The sequence below is a fragment of the Kitasatospora sp. NPDC054768 genome (assembly GCF_053612025.1).
The window spans coordinates 1-13922 of the sequence record NZ_JBSHBN010000043.1 but is presented as its reverse complement, the minus strand read 5'-3'; the positions used below and the strand labels follow the sequence as shown (position 1 = coordinate 13922).

Genomic DNA, 13922 nt, shown 5'->3' with positions numbered 1-13922 from the left:
ACCCGTGCTGATCAGATCCTGGGACCGCGGCGACGAGGCCGAGTGGCGGGCCTGGCTCGCCGAGGGCCGCGACTTCGGCCTGCTCGCCGCCAACGGCGGCCCCGGCGAGGGCCCGGTGCTGGTCCCGACCCACTTCCTGCTGGACGTCGAACACGGCGAGATCCTGCTCCACCTCGCCGCGCCCAACCCGCTGCTGGCCGCCGTCCGGGCCGATCCGAAGGTCACCCTCGCGGTCACCGACGGCTACGCGTTCGCGCCGGGCCACTGGCGCGGCGCCCCGGGCACACCCACCAGCTACTACGCCTCGGTCCACTTCCACTGCACCGCCGAGGTGGTGGAGTCCGCGGCCGGCAAGGCGGAGATCCTCAACCGCCAGCTGGCGCACTTCCAGCCGGAGACGCCGGAGGTCCGGGTGGTGCCCGGCGAGGGCGAGTTGGCCCGGCAGCTGCCCGGGCTGCGCGCGCTCCGGCTGACCGTCGACGAGGTGCGGGCCAAGTTCAAGTACGACGACAAGAAGCCGGCCGAGGCACAGTACGCGATCGCCGACCGGCTCGCCGAGCGTGCCGGCGGCCCGGGGCGCGGCCGGGACCAGTACGCCGCCGCCCGCGCCCAGTTGCTCCGCCGTCACCGGCGGCGCACCGACGGACCGCGCACCGCACCGCAGGGCCCCGCCGGCCCCCTGGACAACGCCCCGCACTCCGACCTCCCGCGCACCAGCGGACGGCGCACCGACGGGCCGCACGCCACCGGCTGACCCCGGATCACCCGGTCGGCCGCCAACTCGGGCAGGTCGGCCGCCGCGCTGCTCGAATGTGAGACGAGCCCTGCCCACTCGGCGTCGGAGCGGGCCCGTCGACCCCCGGGAGCGCGCGTGTCCTCAGTCAACAGCCAACGGGCGGCCGGCGAGGCCCACCTCGGCCACGTGGTGTTCATCTCGGCGGCCGCCGCCATGGGCGGCTTCCTGTTCGGCTACGACAGCGCGGTGATCAACGGTGCCGTGACGGGCATCCAGAAGCACTTCGCGGTGGGCCACGGCACCACCGCCTTCGTGGTGGCCATCGCCCTGCTCGGCTCGGCCCTGGGGGCGGTGCTCGCCGGCCGGCTCGCCGACCACCTCGGCCGGGTCCGCACGATGCTGCTGGCCGCCGCACTGTTCGCGGCCAGCGGCATCGGCTCGATGTTCCCGCCGAACATCGAGACCCTCGCCGCCTGGCGCGTGGTCGGCGGCATCGCGATCGGCATCGCCTCGGTGATCGCCCCCACCTACATCGCCGAGGTCGCCCCGACCGCCTACCGCGGCCGGCTCGCCTCGTTCCAGCAGATGGCTATCGTGCTCGGCATCACCGTCTCCCAGCTCGCCAACTGGGCGCTCAACCAGGCCGCCGGCGGCGAGTCCACCAACCACCTCGGCGGCATCCAGGCCTGGCAGTGGATGCTCGGTGTCGAGGCCATCCCGGCCCTGGTGTACGGGCTGATGGCGCTCGCCATCCCGGAGTCGCCGCGCTTCCTGATCGCCGACCACCGCGAGGAGCAGGCCCGCAAGGTGCTGGCGGAGGTGGAGGGCGAGGGCGTGGACCTGGACGCCCGGGTGGCGGAGATCCGCTCGGTGCTGGAGTCCGCCCACAAGCCCCGGCTCAAGGACCTGCTCGGCGGCCGCTTCGGCCTGCTGCCGATCGTCTGGGTCGGCATCGGCGCCTCGGTGTTCCAGCAGTTCGTCGGCATCAACGTGATCTTCTACTACTCGTCCTTCCTGTGGCAGTCGGTCGGCATCAACGAGTCCAACTCGCTGCTGATCAGCCTCTCCACCTCGATCATCAACGTGATCGGCACGGTGATCGCGATGGCCCTGGTGGACCGGATCGGCCGCAAGCCGCTCGCCCTGGCCGGCTCGATCGGCATGGCGGCCGCGCTGGGCACCGCCGCCTGGGCGTTCTCCTACCGGGAGGGCACCGGCAGCACCGCCACCCTGGACAACACCCACGCCACCGTCGCCCTGATCGCGGCGCACGTCTTCGTGCTCTGCTTCGCCTTCTCCTGGGGCGTGGTGGTCTGGGTCCTGCTCGGCGAGATGTTCCCCAACCGGATCCGCGCGCTGGCGCTGTCCGTCGCCGCCTCGGCGCAGTGGATCGCCAACTGGGCGATCACCGTCAGCTTCCCGGACCTCGCCGACTGGAACCTCTCGGCGACGTACGTCATCTACGCGGCCTTCGCCCTGCTCTCCATCCCGTTCGTGGTCTTCTGCATCAAGGAGACCAAGGGCCGTGCCCTGGAGGAGATGGGCTGACCCGGCCCACCCCGCCGAACACCCGCCGCACGCGGCCCGACCCACCGAGAGGAAGCCATGCCTGACGAGGGCGGCTCCCGGCAGAACATCACCTTCCCGAGCAACGGCCGCACCGCGCACGGCTACCTGGCCCGCCCGCCGCAGGGGGTCGGGCCGGGCCTGGTGGTGGTGCAGGAGTGGTGGGGGCTCACCTCGCACATCGCCGACATGGCCGACCGCTTCGCCGCCGAGGGGTTCACCGTCCTGGCCCCCGACCTGTTCGGCGGCGCCACCACCCACGACGGCGCCGAGGCCGCCCGGTTCAAGCGCGAGCTCCCGGTCGACCGGGCGGTGGAGGACCTGGCCGGGGCCGTCGACCACCTGCTCGCCCTCGACGGCGTGGTCGGCGACGCGGTCGGCGTGGTCGGCTTCTGCATGGGCGGCGGCTTCGCCCTGCTGCTGGCCGCCCGGGCCGGCGACAAGGTGGCCGCCGTGGTCCCGTTCTACGGCCTGCCGCCCGATCCGGACTTCGACTACCGCGGACTGACCGCCCATGTGCTCGGCCACTTCGGCGAGTTGGACGGCTCGATCCCGATGGCCGCCGTGGACGAGGCGGCGATCCGGATCGGCGAGGCCACCGACGTCCGCCCGGAGATCCACTTCTACCCGGCCGGGCACGCCTTCATGAACGACGAGAACCTGATCGGCACCCACGACCCGCTCCAGGCCCGGATCGCCTGGCGCCGGACCCTCACCTTCCTCTGGGGCCACCTCGGCTGAGGGGGGCCACCTCGGCCGATGGGGCCGGCTCGGCCGAAACCCCACGCTCCGGGCCCTCCGGGCGGGTAAACCGGATGGACACCCGTACGGCCCCACGGCATAGTCTCCGGGTGCCGACCCCACTCCCGTCCCCGCGCCGCTTCGCCTGGGCGAGCCGCAACTTCCGCATCCAGACCGCCGCCACCGTGATCAGCGGCCTCGGCAACGCCGGCGCCCCCATCGCCACCGCCTTCGCCGTGCTCGGCACCGGCGGCACCACCACCGAGGTCGGCTACGTCACCGCCGCCCGGCTGGTGCCCACCGTGCTGCTCATGGTGGTCGGCGGCACCCTCGCCGACCGGCTGCCGCGCCACCTGATCATGGTCGCCGCCAATGTGTTCAGCGGGGTCTCCCAGGCGGTCCTGGCCGCCCTGGTGCTGACCGGGGAGGTCCGGCTCTGGCAGATGCTGGCGCTCTCCGCGGCTGGCGGGGCCGGCTACGCCCTCTACTCCCCCGCCTCCGGCGGCATGATCATGCAGGCCGTCCCGCAGGAGCACGCCGCCCGCGCCTTCGCGGTCTTCCGGATGGGCCTCAACGCCTCCCAGATCGGCGGCGCCGCCCTCGGCGGCGCCCTCACCGCCGCCGTCGGCCCCGGCTGGGTGCTCGCCCTGGACGCCCTGTGCTTCCTGGCCGCCGCCGCCCTCCGCTTCTTCCTGGAGCCGGAGCAGGGCCCCGCGTCCACCGGCACCAGCATGCTGCGCGATCTGCGCGAGGGCTGGCGGGAGTTCGCCTCCCGCCGCTGGCTCTGGGTGATCGTGCTCCAGTTCTCCGTGCTGGTCGCCTGCATCAACGCGGTGGAGTCGGTGTACGGGCCGACCGCCGCCAAGGAGCGGCTCGGCGGCGCGGGCGCCTGGGGCCTGGCGATGTCCGCCTACGGCGTCGGCCTGGTGGCCGCCGGCGTGCTGATGACCCGCTGGCGGCCCCGCCGGATCCTGCTGGTCGGCAACTGGGGGGTCTTCCTGTTCGGCGTGCCCGCCGTCGCCCTCGCCGCCGAGGTGCCGCTGCCGCTGCTGGTCGTCGCGATGTTCCTGTCCGGCGTCGGTGTCACCGTCTTCAGCGTCAACTGGATGGTCGCGCTCCAGCAGGAGATACCCGAGGAGATGTTCTCCCGGGTGTCCGCGTACGACGAACTCGGCTCCTACTCGCTGGCCCCGGTCGGCACGGCGCTGGCCGGCCCCGCCGCCGTGGCGCTCGGCCTGTCCGGCGCGCTCTGGGCGTGCGCCGTCGCCTGTCTGGTGCTCAGCGCGGTCGTCCTGCTGGACCCACAGGTCCGCCGGCTGAGCCGTCGGAGCACGTCGGACGCACCGGTGCCCGTCGGCGAGCCCGCGCCCACCCCGTGAGCGCCCCGTGCGCCCCGCGTGCGCCCGCCCGCGGGCAACCGGAGGTGTGCGAGGGTCGTCCGAACAGGCAGGAAACACCACCGCATCCGAGGGGCCACCGGTGCCGAAGCCACTGCTGTTCCTGGACGTCGACGGCGTCCTGAACCCGGTCTGCCCGCACCCGGACGCCGGGTTCGACGCCCACACCCTGTTCGGCTACACCGTCCTGCTGTCCGCCCGGCACGGCGCCTGGCTGCGCGAGCTCGCCGGAACGTACGACCTGGTCTGGGCCACCACCTGGGAGGAGCACGCCAACACCCACATCGCCCCCGCGATCGGCCTGGACCCGCTCCCCGTGGTCACCTTCACCGGCTACGTCCCGCAGCCCGGCGACCCGCGCGTCCCGCTGATGGAGCTGTTCTCCGCCGCCAAGTGGGCCCCGCTGCTGCGCTACGCCGACGGCCGGCCGTTCGCCTGGGTGGACGACGTCATCCCGCCGCGGCTGGTCCGCCGCTCCCAGTGGCGCCGGGACCGCCTGCTGCTGCCCGTCGACCCCGGCCAGGGCCTGGAACGCCGGCACGTCGACCGACTGCTCGCCCGTCCGCCGCGCGGCCAGGCGCTCTCGCTCAAGGGGTCGGAAGCCAGCTGACGTGCCCGGCCAGCAGGGCGTACCCGACGAAGGCCACGGTGTCGATCAGCGCGTGCGCCGCCACCAGCGGCATCACCCGCCCCCAGCGCCGGTACAGCAGGCAGAACACCACGCCCATCACCATGTTGCCGATCAGCCCGCCGACCCCCTGGTACAGGTGGTACGAGCCGCGCAGCACCGAACTCGCCACCACCGCGGCGGGCCACGACCACCCCAACTGCCCCACCCGGCGCAGCAGGTAGCCGAGGACGACGACCTCCTCCAGGATGGCGTTCTGCCAGGCCGACAGCACCAGCACCGGTACCCGCCACCACACGTCCGGCAGCCCGGACGGCGCCACCGTGAGGTTGTACCCGGCCGCCTGCGAGGCCAGGTAGAGCGCCAGCCCCGACCCGCCGATCGCGGCCGCGACGGCGGCGCCCCGCCCCAGGTCGCGCAGCTTCTGCCCGAGGTCGAAGCCCAGCACCCGCAGCGTGACGCCCTCGCGCACCAGCAGGTAGCCGACCAGCACCACCGGCATCAGCCCGCGGCCGATGTAGTACAGCTGCCAGACGAGGTCCAGCCAGGGCCGCCCGGGCGCCCGCGAGCCGTTCAGCGTGGCGACCTGCTGGCCGAGCTTGAGCGGTTCGGTGAGCGAGCCGGTGAAGCTGATCAGCGCGCTGATCCCGCTGGCCCCGAGGGAGAGGCCGAGGACGATCAGCAGTTCCGCGCCGAACAGCCGACGGGTGGGCTTCGCGGTCTCCGGCGCGGTCGGGACGGTGGTCACGGGGGCTCCAGCGGAGGGGCGGTCGCTCCGGCCGTCGGCCGACCGCCGGAGCGATCATCCTGACACAGCCGCCGGGACGCCCCGGCGGGGAGGCGGGTTCCGGGGGTCAGCCCACCGGCCAGGTGTGCACCGGCTCCCCGCCGCGCATGTGTTCGGCGTAGCGCCTGGTCATCGCCGCGAGCGCGGCCGGCCGGTCCATCCCGTACTGCTCGCGCAGCCGGTGGAAGGTCGCGACCTGCCAGGACGCGCCGTTGGCGCGGCGCAGGCAGCGCTGCTCGATGATGCCCAGGTAGCGGTCCCGGTCGGCGGGCTCCACGCCCCACTCGTCGAGGCCCTGGTGGGCCATCGGCAGCAGCTCGTTCAGCACCAGGTCGACGGCGGACACGGTCTGCAGCCCGCCGCCGCGCCCGGCCCGCCCGGAGCGCGGCCACTGGAACACCGCGTCGATGCCGTACCGGGCGCCCTGCTGGAAGTTCTCGTCCGCCCGTTCGAACGGGAGCCGGGTCCAGATCGGCCGGGGCTGCTCGGCGAGCACCCGCACCAGCCCGTAGTAGAAGGCGGCGTTGGCCAGGGTGTCGGCCACCGTGGGCCCGGCCGGCAGGGCCCGGTTCTCCACCCGCAGGTGCGCCACCCCGCCCGCGATGTCGTAGACCGGGCGGTTCCAGCGGTAGATGGTGCCGTTGTGCAGCCGCATCTCGGCGAGCCTGGGCGCGCCGCCGGAGGCCAGCACCTTCAGCGGGTCCTCGTCGTCGCAGATCGGCAGCAGCGCGGGGAAGTACCGCAGGTTCTCCTCGAACAGGTCGTACGCCGAGTCCACCCAGCGCTCGCCGAACCAGGTGATGGGGCGCACGCCCTGCGCCTTGAGCTCCGCCGTCCGGGTGTCACAGGCCTGCTGGAAGAGCACCGGACGGGTCTCCCGCCACAGCTCCCGCCCGAACAGGAACGGCGAGTTGGCGCCGAGCGCGAGCTGCGGCCCGCAGATCGCCTGGGCCGCGTTCCACACCGAGGAGAACCGCTCCGGGGTCACCTGGAGGTGCAGCTGGAGCGAGGTGGCGGCGGCCTCGGCCACCATGGTGATCGACTCCAGCTGGAGGCGCTCGACCCCCTCGATGTCCAGGGCGATGTCCTCGCCGCGGGCGGCCAGGATCTGGTCGCTGAGCAGGCTGTACCGCTGGTTGTGGCTCATCGCGTCGAGCCCGGTGTGGGCGTGTTCCAGGGTCGGCAGGATGCCCACCATGACGATCCGGGCGCCCGCCTCGGCCGCCCGCCGGTCGGCGTAGCGCAGCCCGGTGTCGATCTCCTCGCGCAGTTCCTCGAAGACGTGCCCGCAGAGCCGGTGCGGCGTGATGTTGACCTCGATGTTGAAGCGGCCCAGTTCGGTCTGGAAGTCGCTGGAGCCGATCGCGCTGAGCACCTGCGCGTTGTTCATGGCCGGCAGGCCCTGCTCGTCGGCCAGGTTGAGCTCGATCTCCAGGCCCATCACCGCCCGCGGCCGGTCGAAGCGGTCCTCGCGGAGCATCCGTCCGAGCGCTTCGAGACACGCGTGGAGCTTGCGCCGGTACAGGTGTCGGTCCGCCAGTTCCGCGCGAGTCGCCACGACCTTCTCGCCCACGGTCCCCTCCTCCAGAGCCACCCCGTCGAGCACCCGGTCGACCGACCGTGCAACCATCATGCCCACCTCGAAGATCGATACCCGAATGCGCCTACTGGCTTGCATTGCAAGGCATCTGACGGAAAATCAGACGAACTGTAGACTTGCCCGGCGCCACAGCCTGTGATAAACAGATCACCCTGTGCATCTGTTCGAATTGGTACAGCGCTCCGGCCGGTCCGCCTCGCCCCGAAGGCCCTCGTCGACGGCGGCGACCGCGCCGGCACCGCGATCCTGCACAACCGGACACTGCCGGGCCCCGTCACCGAAGACGCGTCGCCCGCCACGCCGGTATGCCGCACTCGCACGCCGATCTCGCTTGGAGAGGCGGACCCCGCCATGACTCTGCAACCCCCCCAGCCCCCGCCGAGCGCACTGCGCGCGGTCCTGGGCGCGCTCGACTCGGAGACCGCGCTGCGCCAGCCCGCCGCCGCAGCACTGCGTCATCCGACCGGCCCGCTGCTCCCCGCCCACCCCCTCGCGGTGCACGTCCTGACCGGCGGGCGCCCGGAGCTCCCGGCCGCCCGCCGCACCGGCTGGCGCTTCCTGATCAAGGACGGCGCCGAGGTGGCCGCCGCCGCCGAGGTGGTGCAGAGCGCCGAGGGCCACACCTTCTCCCACTTCACCGCGGGCCCCTACCTCGACTCGACGGTCCGGGCGCTGCGCGAGGCCTGGCAGCTCGCCCAGACCTCCCGGACCCGCCAACAGCCGCGGCTGCTGACCTTCCCCGGCCAGTACGCCACGGCGCTGTGGCTGCACAGCCCCGACGGCGACCCGGCCGCCGACCTGCTGATCCCGCTGGCCCCGGCCCCGCTCGGCGTCACCGCGCACCGCGCGTGCCCGGCCGCCGAACTGCTGCCGCTGCTCGCCCGCGCCCCGCTCGCCAGGCCGCTGCTGCTCGGCTCCTCCTGACCCACCGACGCCCCCTCGGGCCGCCGGGCCCCCCCGGCCGGGGGCGCGGGGGCGTAAGCGACCGCGCCCACGGCGCCCCGCGGGGCCCGGCACAGGCGGGCCACCCGCCCCCGCGGCTCCTCACCCGAACGGCGACCACCCGTCCGGGCCATCCGGCATGGCCTCATCGGGCCATGCCCCGACTCACCCACTGGTGCGCCTTTTCCCGTCGGCCCCACCTGAACGGGTGATCTCTACCCGGGAGTTGTGGCGCATGTCACGAAATCCCTGCGCGCGGGTCCCGGGATGCCGACACTGGGAACCAGCGTGGAAGGACCCCCTGTCCTACCCACTTGAACGCCGGTCCACACTTGGCCGGCGTGCGGACAGGATCCGACCACCGCGGCGGTTCCGGACGGCACGGCCTCCGGCGACCGCACCACGGGGAGGATCGCAGAGCGAAGCGAGGGTACGCGTATGTGCCAGCACCGTCCTGAGTGCCCATCGGCCGAGTCCGAGGACCGCGAGGCGGCCGCGTCGGTGGCCCGCCATCCGGAGCAGGGCTGGAGCCTGCTCTGCAACGGCGTCGTCCTGTTCGAGGACACCGGAGAGCTGCTGCCCGACGGCCGGGTGATCGCCCCGCGCCGCCCCGTCGCCCACGCGGCCTGACCACCCGTCCGGCCGTACGGCGGGGGCAGCCGCCGACTCGACGGCACCACGGGCAGGGCCCCGGCGGAAACTCCGCCGGGGCCCTGTCGCGCGGGTCGGACCTCCGAGGGCCCGGTCCGGTCAGACGCCGTACTCGTCCAGCGGCGGGCAGGAGCAGACCAGGTTGCGGTCGCCGTAGGCGCCGTCGATCCGGCTCACCGGCGGCCAGTACTTGTCCGCCGGGTTCACGCCGGCCGGGAAGACCGCCTCCTGCCGCGAGTAGCCGTGCGCCCAGTCGCCGGCCAGCGTGGCGGCGGTGTGCGGGGCGTTGCGCAGCGGGTTGTCGTCGGCCGCCCACTCGCCCGAGCCGACCTTGTCGATCTCGGCCCGGATGGTGATCATCGCGTCGCAGAACCGGTCGATCTCGTACAGGTCCTCGGACTCGGTCGGCTCGATCATCAGCGTGCCGGCCACCGGGAAGGACATCGTCGGCGCGTGGAAGCCGTAGTCGATCAGGCGCTTGGCGATGTCGTCCACCGTCACGCCCGTCTCCTTGGTCAGCGGGCGCAGGTCGATGATGCACTCGTGCGCGACCAGCCCGCCCGGGCCGGTGTAGAGCACCGGGAAGTGCGGCGCCAGGCGCTTGGCGATGTAGTTGGCGTTCAGCACCGCGACCTGGGTCGCGCGCTTGAGGCCCTCGCCGCCCATCAGCCGGACGTACGCCCAGGAGATCGGCAGGATGGCCGCCGAGCCCCACGGCGCGGCCGAGATCGGGCCCACGCCGGTGGCCGGGCCGGCCTCCGCCTGCAGCGGGTGGTTCGGCAGGTACGGCGCCAGGTGGGCGCGCACCGCGACCGGGCCGACGCCCGGGCCGCCGCCGCCGTGCGGGATGCAGAAGGTCTTGTGCAGGTTCAGGTGGGAGACGTCCGCGCCGAACTTGCCCGGCTTGGCGAGGCCGACCAGGGCGTTCAGGTTGGCGCCGTCCACGTACACCTGGCCGCCGGCCTCGTGCACCAGGGCGCAGATGTCGGTGATCTGGGTCTCGTACACGCCGTGGGTGGACGGGTAGGTGACCATCAGCACCGACAGGTTGTCGCGGTGCTGCTCGATCTTGGCCTTCAGGTCCTCGACGTCCACGTCGCCGTCGACCAGGGTCTTCACCACGACCACCCGCATGCCGGCCATCACGGCGGAGGCCGCGTTGGTGCCGTGCGCGGAGGACGGGATCAGGCAGACGTCGCGCTGGGTGTCACCGTTGGCGTGGTGGTAGGCGCGGACGGCCAGCAGGCCGGCCAGCTCGCCCTGCGAGCCGGCGTTCGGCTGGATCGAGACGGCGTCGTAGCCGGTCACCTCGACCAGCTGCTGCTCCAGCTGGCGGATCAGGGTGAGGTAGCCCTGGGCCTGGTCGATCGGCGCGAAGGGGTGCAGCTGGCCGAACTCCGGCCAGGTCACCGCCTCCATCTCGGTGGTCGCGTTGAGCTTCATGGTGCAGGAGCCCAGCGGGATCATGCCGCGGTCCAGCGCGTAGTCCCGGTCCGACAGGCGGCGCAGGTAGCGCAGCATGGCGGTCTCCGAGCGGTGGCTGTGGAAGACCGGGTGGGTCAGGTACTCGTCCTCGCGCAGCAGCGCGGCGGGCAGCGCGTCGGCGGTCTCGGGGACCTCGACCGGCTCGACGCCGAACGCGGCCCAGACGCCGGCCAGGTGCTCGCGGGTGGTGGTCTCGTCGGTGGAGACGGAGATCCGGTCCGCGCCGTCCTGGAACAGGTTGATGCCGTTGGCACGGGCGGCGGCGGCGATCTCGGCGGCGCGGCCCGGGACGACGGCGGTGACGGTGTCGAAGAACTCGCCGTGCAGCAGCTCGACGCCGCCGGCCCGCAGGCCCTCGGCGAGGGCGGCGGCGTAGCGGTGGGTGCGGCGGGCGATGTCGGCCAGGCCGTCGGGGCCGTGGTAGACGGCGTACATCGAGGCCATCACGGCGAGCAGCACCTGGGCGGTGCAGATGTTGCTGGTGGCCTTCTCGCGGCGGATGTGCTGCTCGCGGGTCTGCAGCGCCAGGCGGTAGGCGCGGTTGCCGTCGACGTCGACGGAGACGCCGACCAGGCGGCCGGGCAGCGAGCGGGCGTACTCGGCGCGCACCGACAGGTAGCCGGCGTGCGGGCCGCCGAAGCCCATCGGCACGCCGAAGCGCTGCGAGGTGCCGCAGGCGATGTCGGCGCCCAGCGAGCCCGGGGACTTGAGCAGGGTCAGCGCGAGCAGGTCGGCGGCGACGGCGACGATCGCGCCCAGGCCGTGCGCCTGCTCGATCACCGGGGTGAGGTCGCGGACCACGCCGGTGGCACCCGGGTACTGGAGCAGCACGCCGAAGACGCCGCGCTCGGCGATCTCGGCCGGGATGCCCTCGGACAGGTCGGCGACGACGACCTCGACGCCGGTCGGCACGGCGCGGGTGTTGATCACCGCGACGGTCTGCGGCAGGGTCTCGGCGTCGACCAGGAAGACGCCGCCCTTGACCTTGGTGACCCGGCGGGCCAGCGCCATCGCCTCGGCGGCCGCGGTGCCCTCGTCCAGCAGGGAGGAGCCGGAGGTCGGCAGGCCGGTCAGGTCGGAGACCAGGGTCTGGAAGTTCAGCAGCGCCTCCAGGCGCCCCTGCGAGATCTCCGGCTGGTACGGGGTGTAGGCGGTGTACCAGGCCGGGTTCTCCATGACGTTGCGCAGGATCACCGGCGGGGTGAAGGTGCCGTAGTAGCCCAGGCCGATCATCGGCTGGAGCACCTGGTTGCGGCCGGCCAGCTCGCGCAGTTCGGCGAGGACCTGGGCCTCGGACCGGCCCGCGGGCAGGTCCAGGGCGGTGATGGAGCGGATCGCCTCGGGCACCGCGGTCCCGGCGAGCTCGTCCAGCGAGCCGTAGCCGACGGACGCCAGCATCTTCTCCTGCGCGGCGGCGTCGGGGCCGATGTGGCGGTTCTCGAAGGGGCTGGCCAGCTCAAGCTCGGTGAGGGTCGAGGCGCCGGTGAGGCGTCCCGCGTTCGGCTGGGCGTTCATGGTGGTCGAGGCCTCCTGGTCACGGACCGGCGGGGGTACGCACGCCGGCCGGCTCCACCGCTGCGGGCAGCGGACGAGCCTGGGCGCGCGGACCCGACAGGCCTCCCCCTCTGTCATCGGGACCTGAGAGCTTCACCCGCACGGAGCGCTGTGGGCGCTCCGCCGGCTTGCACCGTCGGTGAGGGTGGTGATCGCCGGCTTCCGTGCCGACGCTCCTGCCCTGCTTTCCAGAGTGACCTACCCCACACGGTACGGATGCCTGAGAGATTCCGGGGAGGAGTTGCTCCTTCGGCGCTCCGACCAGCGGTTTTCGTGATCGGAGACTCTCCCGAGCGGGCTCTGCGGTCGCCGCCCAGGGTACCAGCGGGAGGCCCCCCGATCACGGGTGTGTCTGGTCACTGGAGGTCTACGCGCGTCCCCCGGACGGTCCAGCGCCGCCCCCGGACGGCGCACCCGGGGTCGCGCTCGTCCGATTCATGGCTTTTGGTGTGAAGTGGCGGACGGAATCGGGTGCTCCGGCCGCCTTCCTGCGGGAGTTCCGCAGGTTCAGCGCGCGGGAGGAAAGAAGTGCAGACGGACATCGACCCCCGGGACCTCATCGGCCACAAAGCCGTCGACCGCAACGGAGACAAGATCGGCACGGTCGACGAGGTCTACCTGGACGACGCCACCGGCCGGCCCGAGTGGGCCGCGGTCCGGACCGGCATCTTCGGCCGGGACGCCTTCGTCCCGCTGACCACGAGCGAGTTCGCCGGCGACGAGCTCCGGGTGCCGTACGACAAGTCGCTGGTGAAGGAGTCGCCGGACTTCGGCGTCGGCCAGCACCTGTCCCCCGCCCAGGAACTCCAGCTCTACCGCTACTACGGGCTCGACACCCCGATGGACAGCCGCCCGAACGGCGAGAACGGGAGCCGGCCCAGGCAGCCCGACCTCGACTTCGGCACCACGGCGGCGGCCGCCGCCACGACGACCGCGGCGGCCCCGGCCAAGTCGCTCACCTTCCACACCCCCGAGCGGTCACCCGAGCACTCCCCCGAACCCCCACCGGCCAGGACCCCCGCTGCCGCGGCCCCCGCTGCCGCCGACACCACCAGGAGCGCCCCGGAGGCCGACATGCGGACCCTCAGCACCCCCGCGGCCCCCACGGCCTCCCCGCCGGCCGAGCCCGGCTTCGCCGCACCCGCCGCCACCACCGCCTCCACCGCTCCTGCCGTGGAGCCGAAGCCGCAGCCCGCCGCCACGCCCGTCCCCACGCTCGCCCCGATGGCCACCACCACCGCGGCCGCGACCGTCACCGCCGCCGCGAACGCCGACGCCTCCTCGTCCGCCCCCAGCAGCCCGGTCGAGGTCACCTGCCGCGAGGAGCGACTGGAGATCACCACCGAGTGGCACACCCTCGGCACCGCGAAGCTGCGCAAGTACGTGACGACCGAACAGGTGGAGCGCCGCATCCCGGTGGTCCGCGAGCGCGTCCGGGTCGAGCGGACGCCGATCAGCGACGCCGAACGCGCCACGCTCACCGAGAAGGAGATCTCCGAGGCCGTCGAGGAGGTGACCCTCCGCGAGGAACGCGCGGTGGTGCGCAAGTACCTCGCCCCCGTCGAGCGGGTCCGCCTGATCGTCGAGCGGTACACGACCGAGGAGGTGGTCCGGGAGGAACTCCGCCGCGAGAACGTCGAGATCCACGACGCCACCGCCACCCGGCCCACCGCCTCGGCCACCCCCGCCCCTTCCTCCGCCCCGCCCTCCAGCGCGTCCCCCGACGTGGCCCGTGACATGGCCCACGAGGCGCCCCGGCCGGCCGGCCTGCGGCCGCTCGTCTGACCGCGGGGGCAACGCCCCGCGACCAGGGCCCCGGACACCGTCCGGGGCCC

11 protein-coding genes and 2 riboswitches are annotated in these 13922 nt (G+C 73.4%); of the genes, 8 read left to right on the top strand and 3 right to left on the bottom strand.

The window, feature by feature from the left end; translation table 11 throughout:
• Nucleotides 1-4 precede the first annotated feature (4 nt).
• From ACWGKU_RS15790 to ACWGKU_RS15770, 5 genes are all read left to right on the top strand, one after another.
• Nucleotides 5-754 carry an FMN-binding negative transcriptional regulator gene (locus ACWGKU_RS15790; protein WP_401045551.1) on the top strand — a complete coding sequence of 250 codons (750 nt, stop codon included), beginning with the start codon at nt 5-7 and terminating at the stop codon, nt 752-754.
• Between the two features lie 117 nt (nt 755-871).
• Entirely contained in the window at nt 872-2284 is a 1413-nt protein-coding gene (locus ACWGKU_RS15785; protein ID WP_401045554.1) for a sugar porter family MFS transporter, read from the top strand.
• A 57-nt stretch (nt 2285-2341) separates the two neighbouring features.
• Entirely contained in the window at nt 2342-3043 is a 702-nt protein-coding gene (locus tag ACWGKU_RS15780; protein ID WP_401045556.1) for a dienelactone hydrolase family protein, read from the top strand.
• 110 nt (nt 3044-3153) lie between these two features.
• Nucleotides 3154-4422 carry an MFS transporter gene (locus ACWGKU_RS15775; protein WP_401045559.1) on the top strand — a complete coding sequence of 423 codons (1269 nt, stop codon included), beginning with the start codon at nt 3154-3156 and terminating at the stop codon, nt 4420-4422.
• Nucleotides 4423-4522: 100 nt separating this feature from the next.
• The gene (locus tag ACWGKU_RS15770; protein WP_359907848.1) at nt 4523-5050 is read left to right on the top strand and encodes an HAD domain-containing protein; all 528 of its coding nucleotides are present in this window, start codon (nt 4523-4525) and stop codon (nt 5048-5050) included.
• Here ACWGKU_RS15770 and ACWGKU_RS15765 read toward each other — a convergent pair.
• Complete coding sequence (locus tag ACWGKU_RS15765; protein ID WP_380352367.1) at nt 5028-5816, bottom strand: CPBP family intramembrane glutamic endopeptidase; 789 nt, start codon at nt 5814-5816, stop codon at nt 5028-5030. The genes ACWGKU_RS15770 and ACWGKU_RS15765 overlap by 23 nt on opposite strands.
• Nucleotides 5817-5922: 106 nt before the next feature.
• On the bottom strand, nt 5923-7428 hold the full coding sequence (locus tag ACWGKU_RS15760) for a glutamate--cysteine ligase (RefSeq protein ID WP_401045569.1): 1506 nt from the start codon (nt 7426-7428) through the stop codon (nt 5923-5925).
• Between the two features lie 378 nt (nt 7429-7806).
• On the opposite strand from ACWGKU_RS15760, the gene ACWGKU_RS15755 reads away from it, so the two are divergent.
• Together ACWGKU_RS15755 and ACWGKU_RS15750 are read left to right on the top strand one after the other, a co-directional pair.
• Nucleotides 7807-8379, top strand: a complete 573-nt coding sequence (locus ACWGKU_RS15755; RefSeq protein ID WP_401045563.1) for a hypothetical protein — start codon at nt 7807-7809, stop codon at nt 8377-8379.
• A gap of 456 nt (nt 8380-8835) precedes the next feature.
• Entirely contained in the window at nt 8836-9027 is a 192-nt protein-coding gene (locus tag ACWGKU_RS15750; protein WP_188300053.1) for a DUF5999 family protein, read from the top strand.
• A gap of 120 nt (nt 9028-9147) precedes the next feature.
• On the opposite strand, the gene gcvP is transcribed toward ACWGKU_RS15750, so the two are convergent.
• Nucleotides 9148-12048 carry an aminomethyl-transferring glycine dehydrogenase gene (gene gcvP, locus ACWGKU_RS15745; RefSeq protein WP_452178243.1) on the bottom strand — a complete coding sequence of 967 codons (2901 nt, stop codon included), beginning with the start codon at nt 12046-12048 and terminating at the stop codon, nt 9148-9150.
• 103 nt (nt 12049-12151) lie between these two features.
• Nucleotides 12152-12284, bottom strand: a riboswitch (glycine riboswitch).
• Nucleotide 12285: 1 nt separating this feature from the next.
• A riboswitch (glycine riboswitch) is annotated at nt 12286-12389 on the bottom strand.
• A 226-nt stretch (nt 12390-12615) separates the two neighbouring features.
• Here gcvP and ACWGKU_RS15740 point away from each other — a divergent pair.
• Nucleotides 12616-13872 (top strand): PRC and DUF2382 domain-containing protein, encoded by a 1257-nt coding sequence (locus tag ACWGKU_RS15740; protein WP_452178241.1) that lies wholly within the window; start codon nt 12616-12618, stop codon nt 13870-13872.
• The last annotated feature ends 50 nt before the right edge of the window (nt 13873-13922 follow it).

Bases quoted from the DNA above. Each gene is read 5' to 3' on its own strand.
- ACWGKU_RS15780 (WP_401045556.1), top strand. From the start codon at position 2,342: ATGCCTGACGAGGGCGGCTCCCGGCAGAACATCACCTTCCCGAGCAAC.
- ACWGKU_RS15755 (WP_401045563.1), top strand. From the start codon at position 7,807: ATGACTCTGCAACCCCCCCAGCCCCCGCCGAGCGCACTGCGCGCGGTC.
- ACWGKU_RS15750 (WP_188300053.1), top strand. From the start codon at position 8,836: ATGTGCCAGCACCGTCCTGAGTGCCCATCGGCCGAGTCCGAGGACCGC.
- gcvP (WP_452178243.1), bottom strand. From the start codon at position 12,048: ATGAACGCCCAGCCGAACGCGGGACGCCTCACCGGCGCCTCGACCCTC.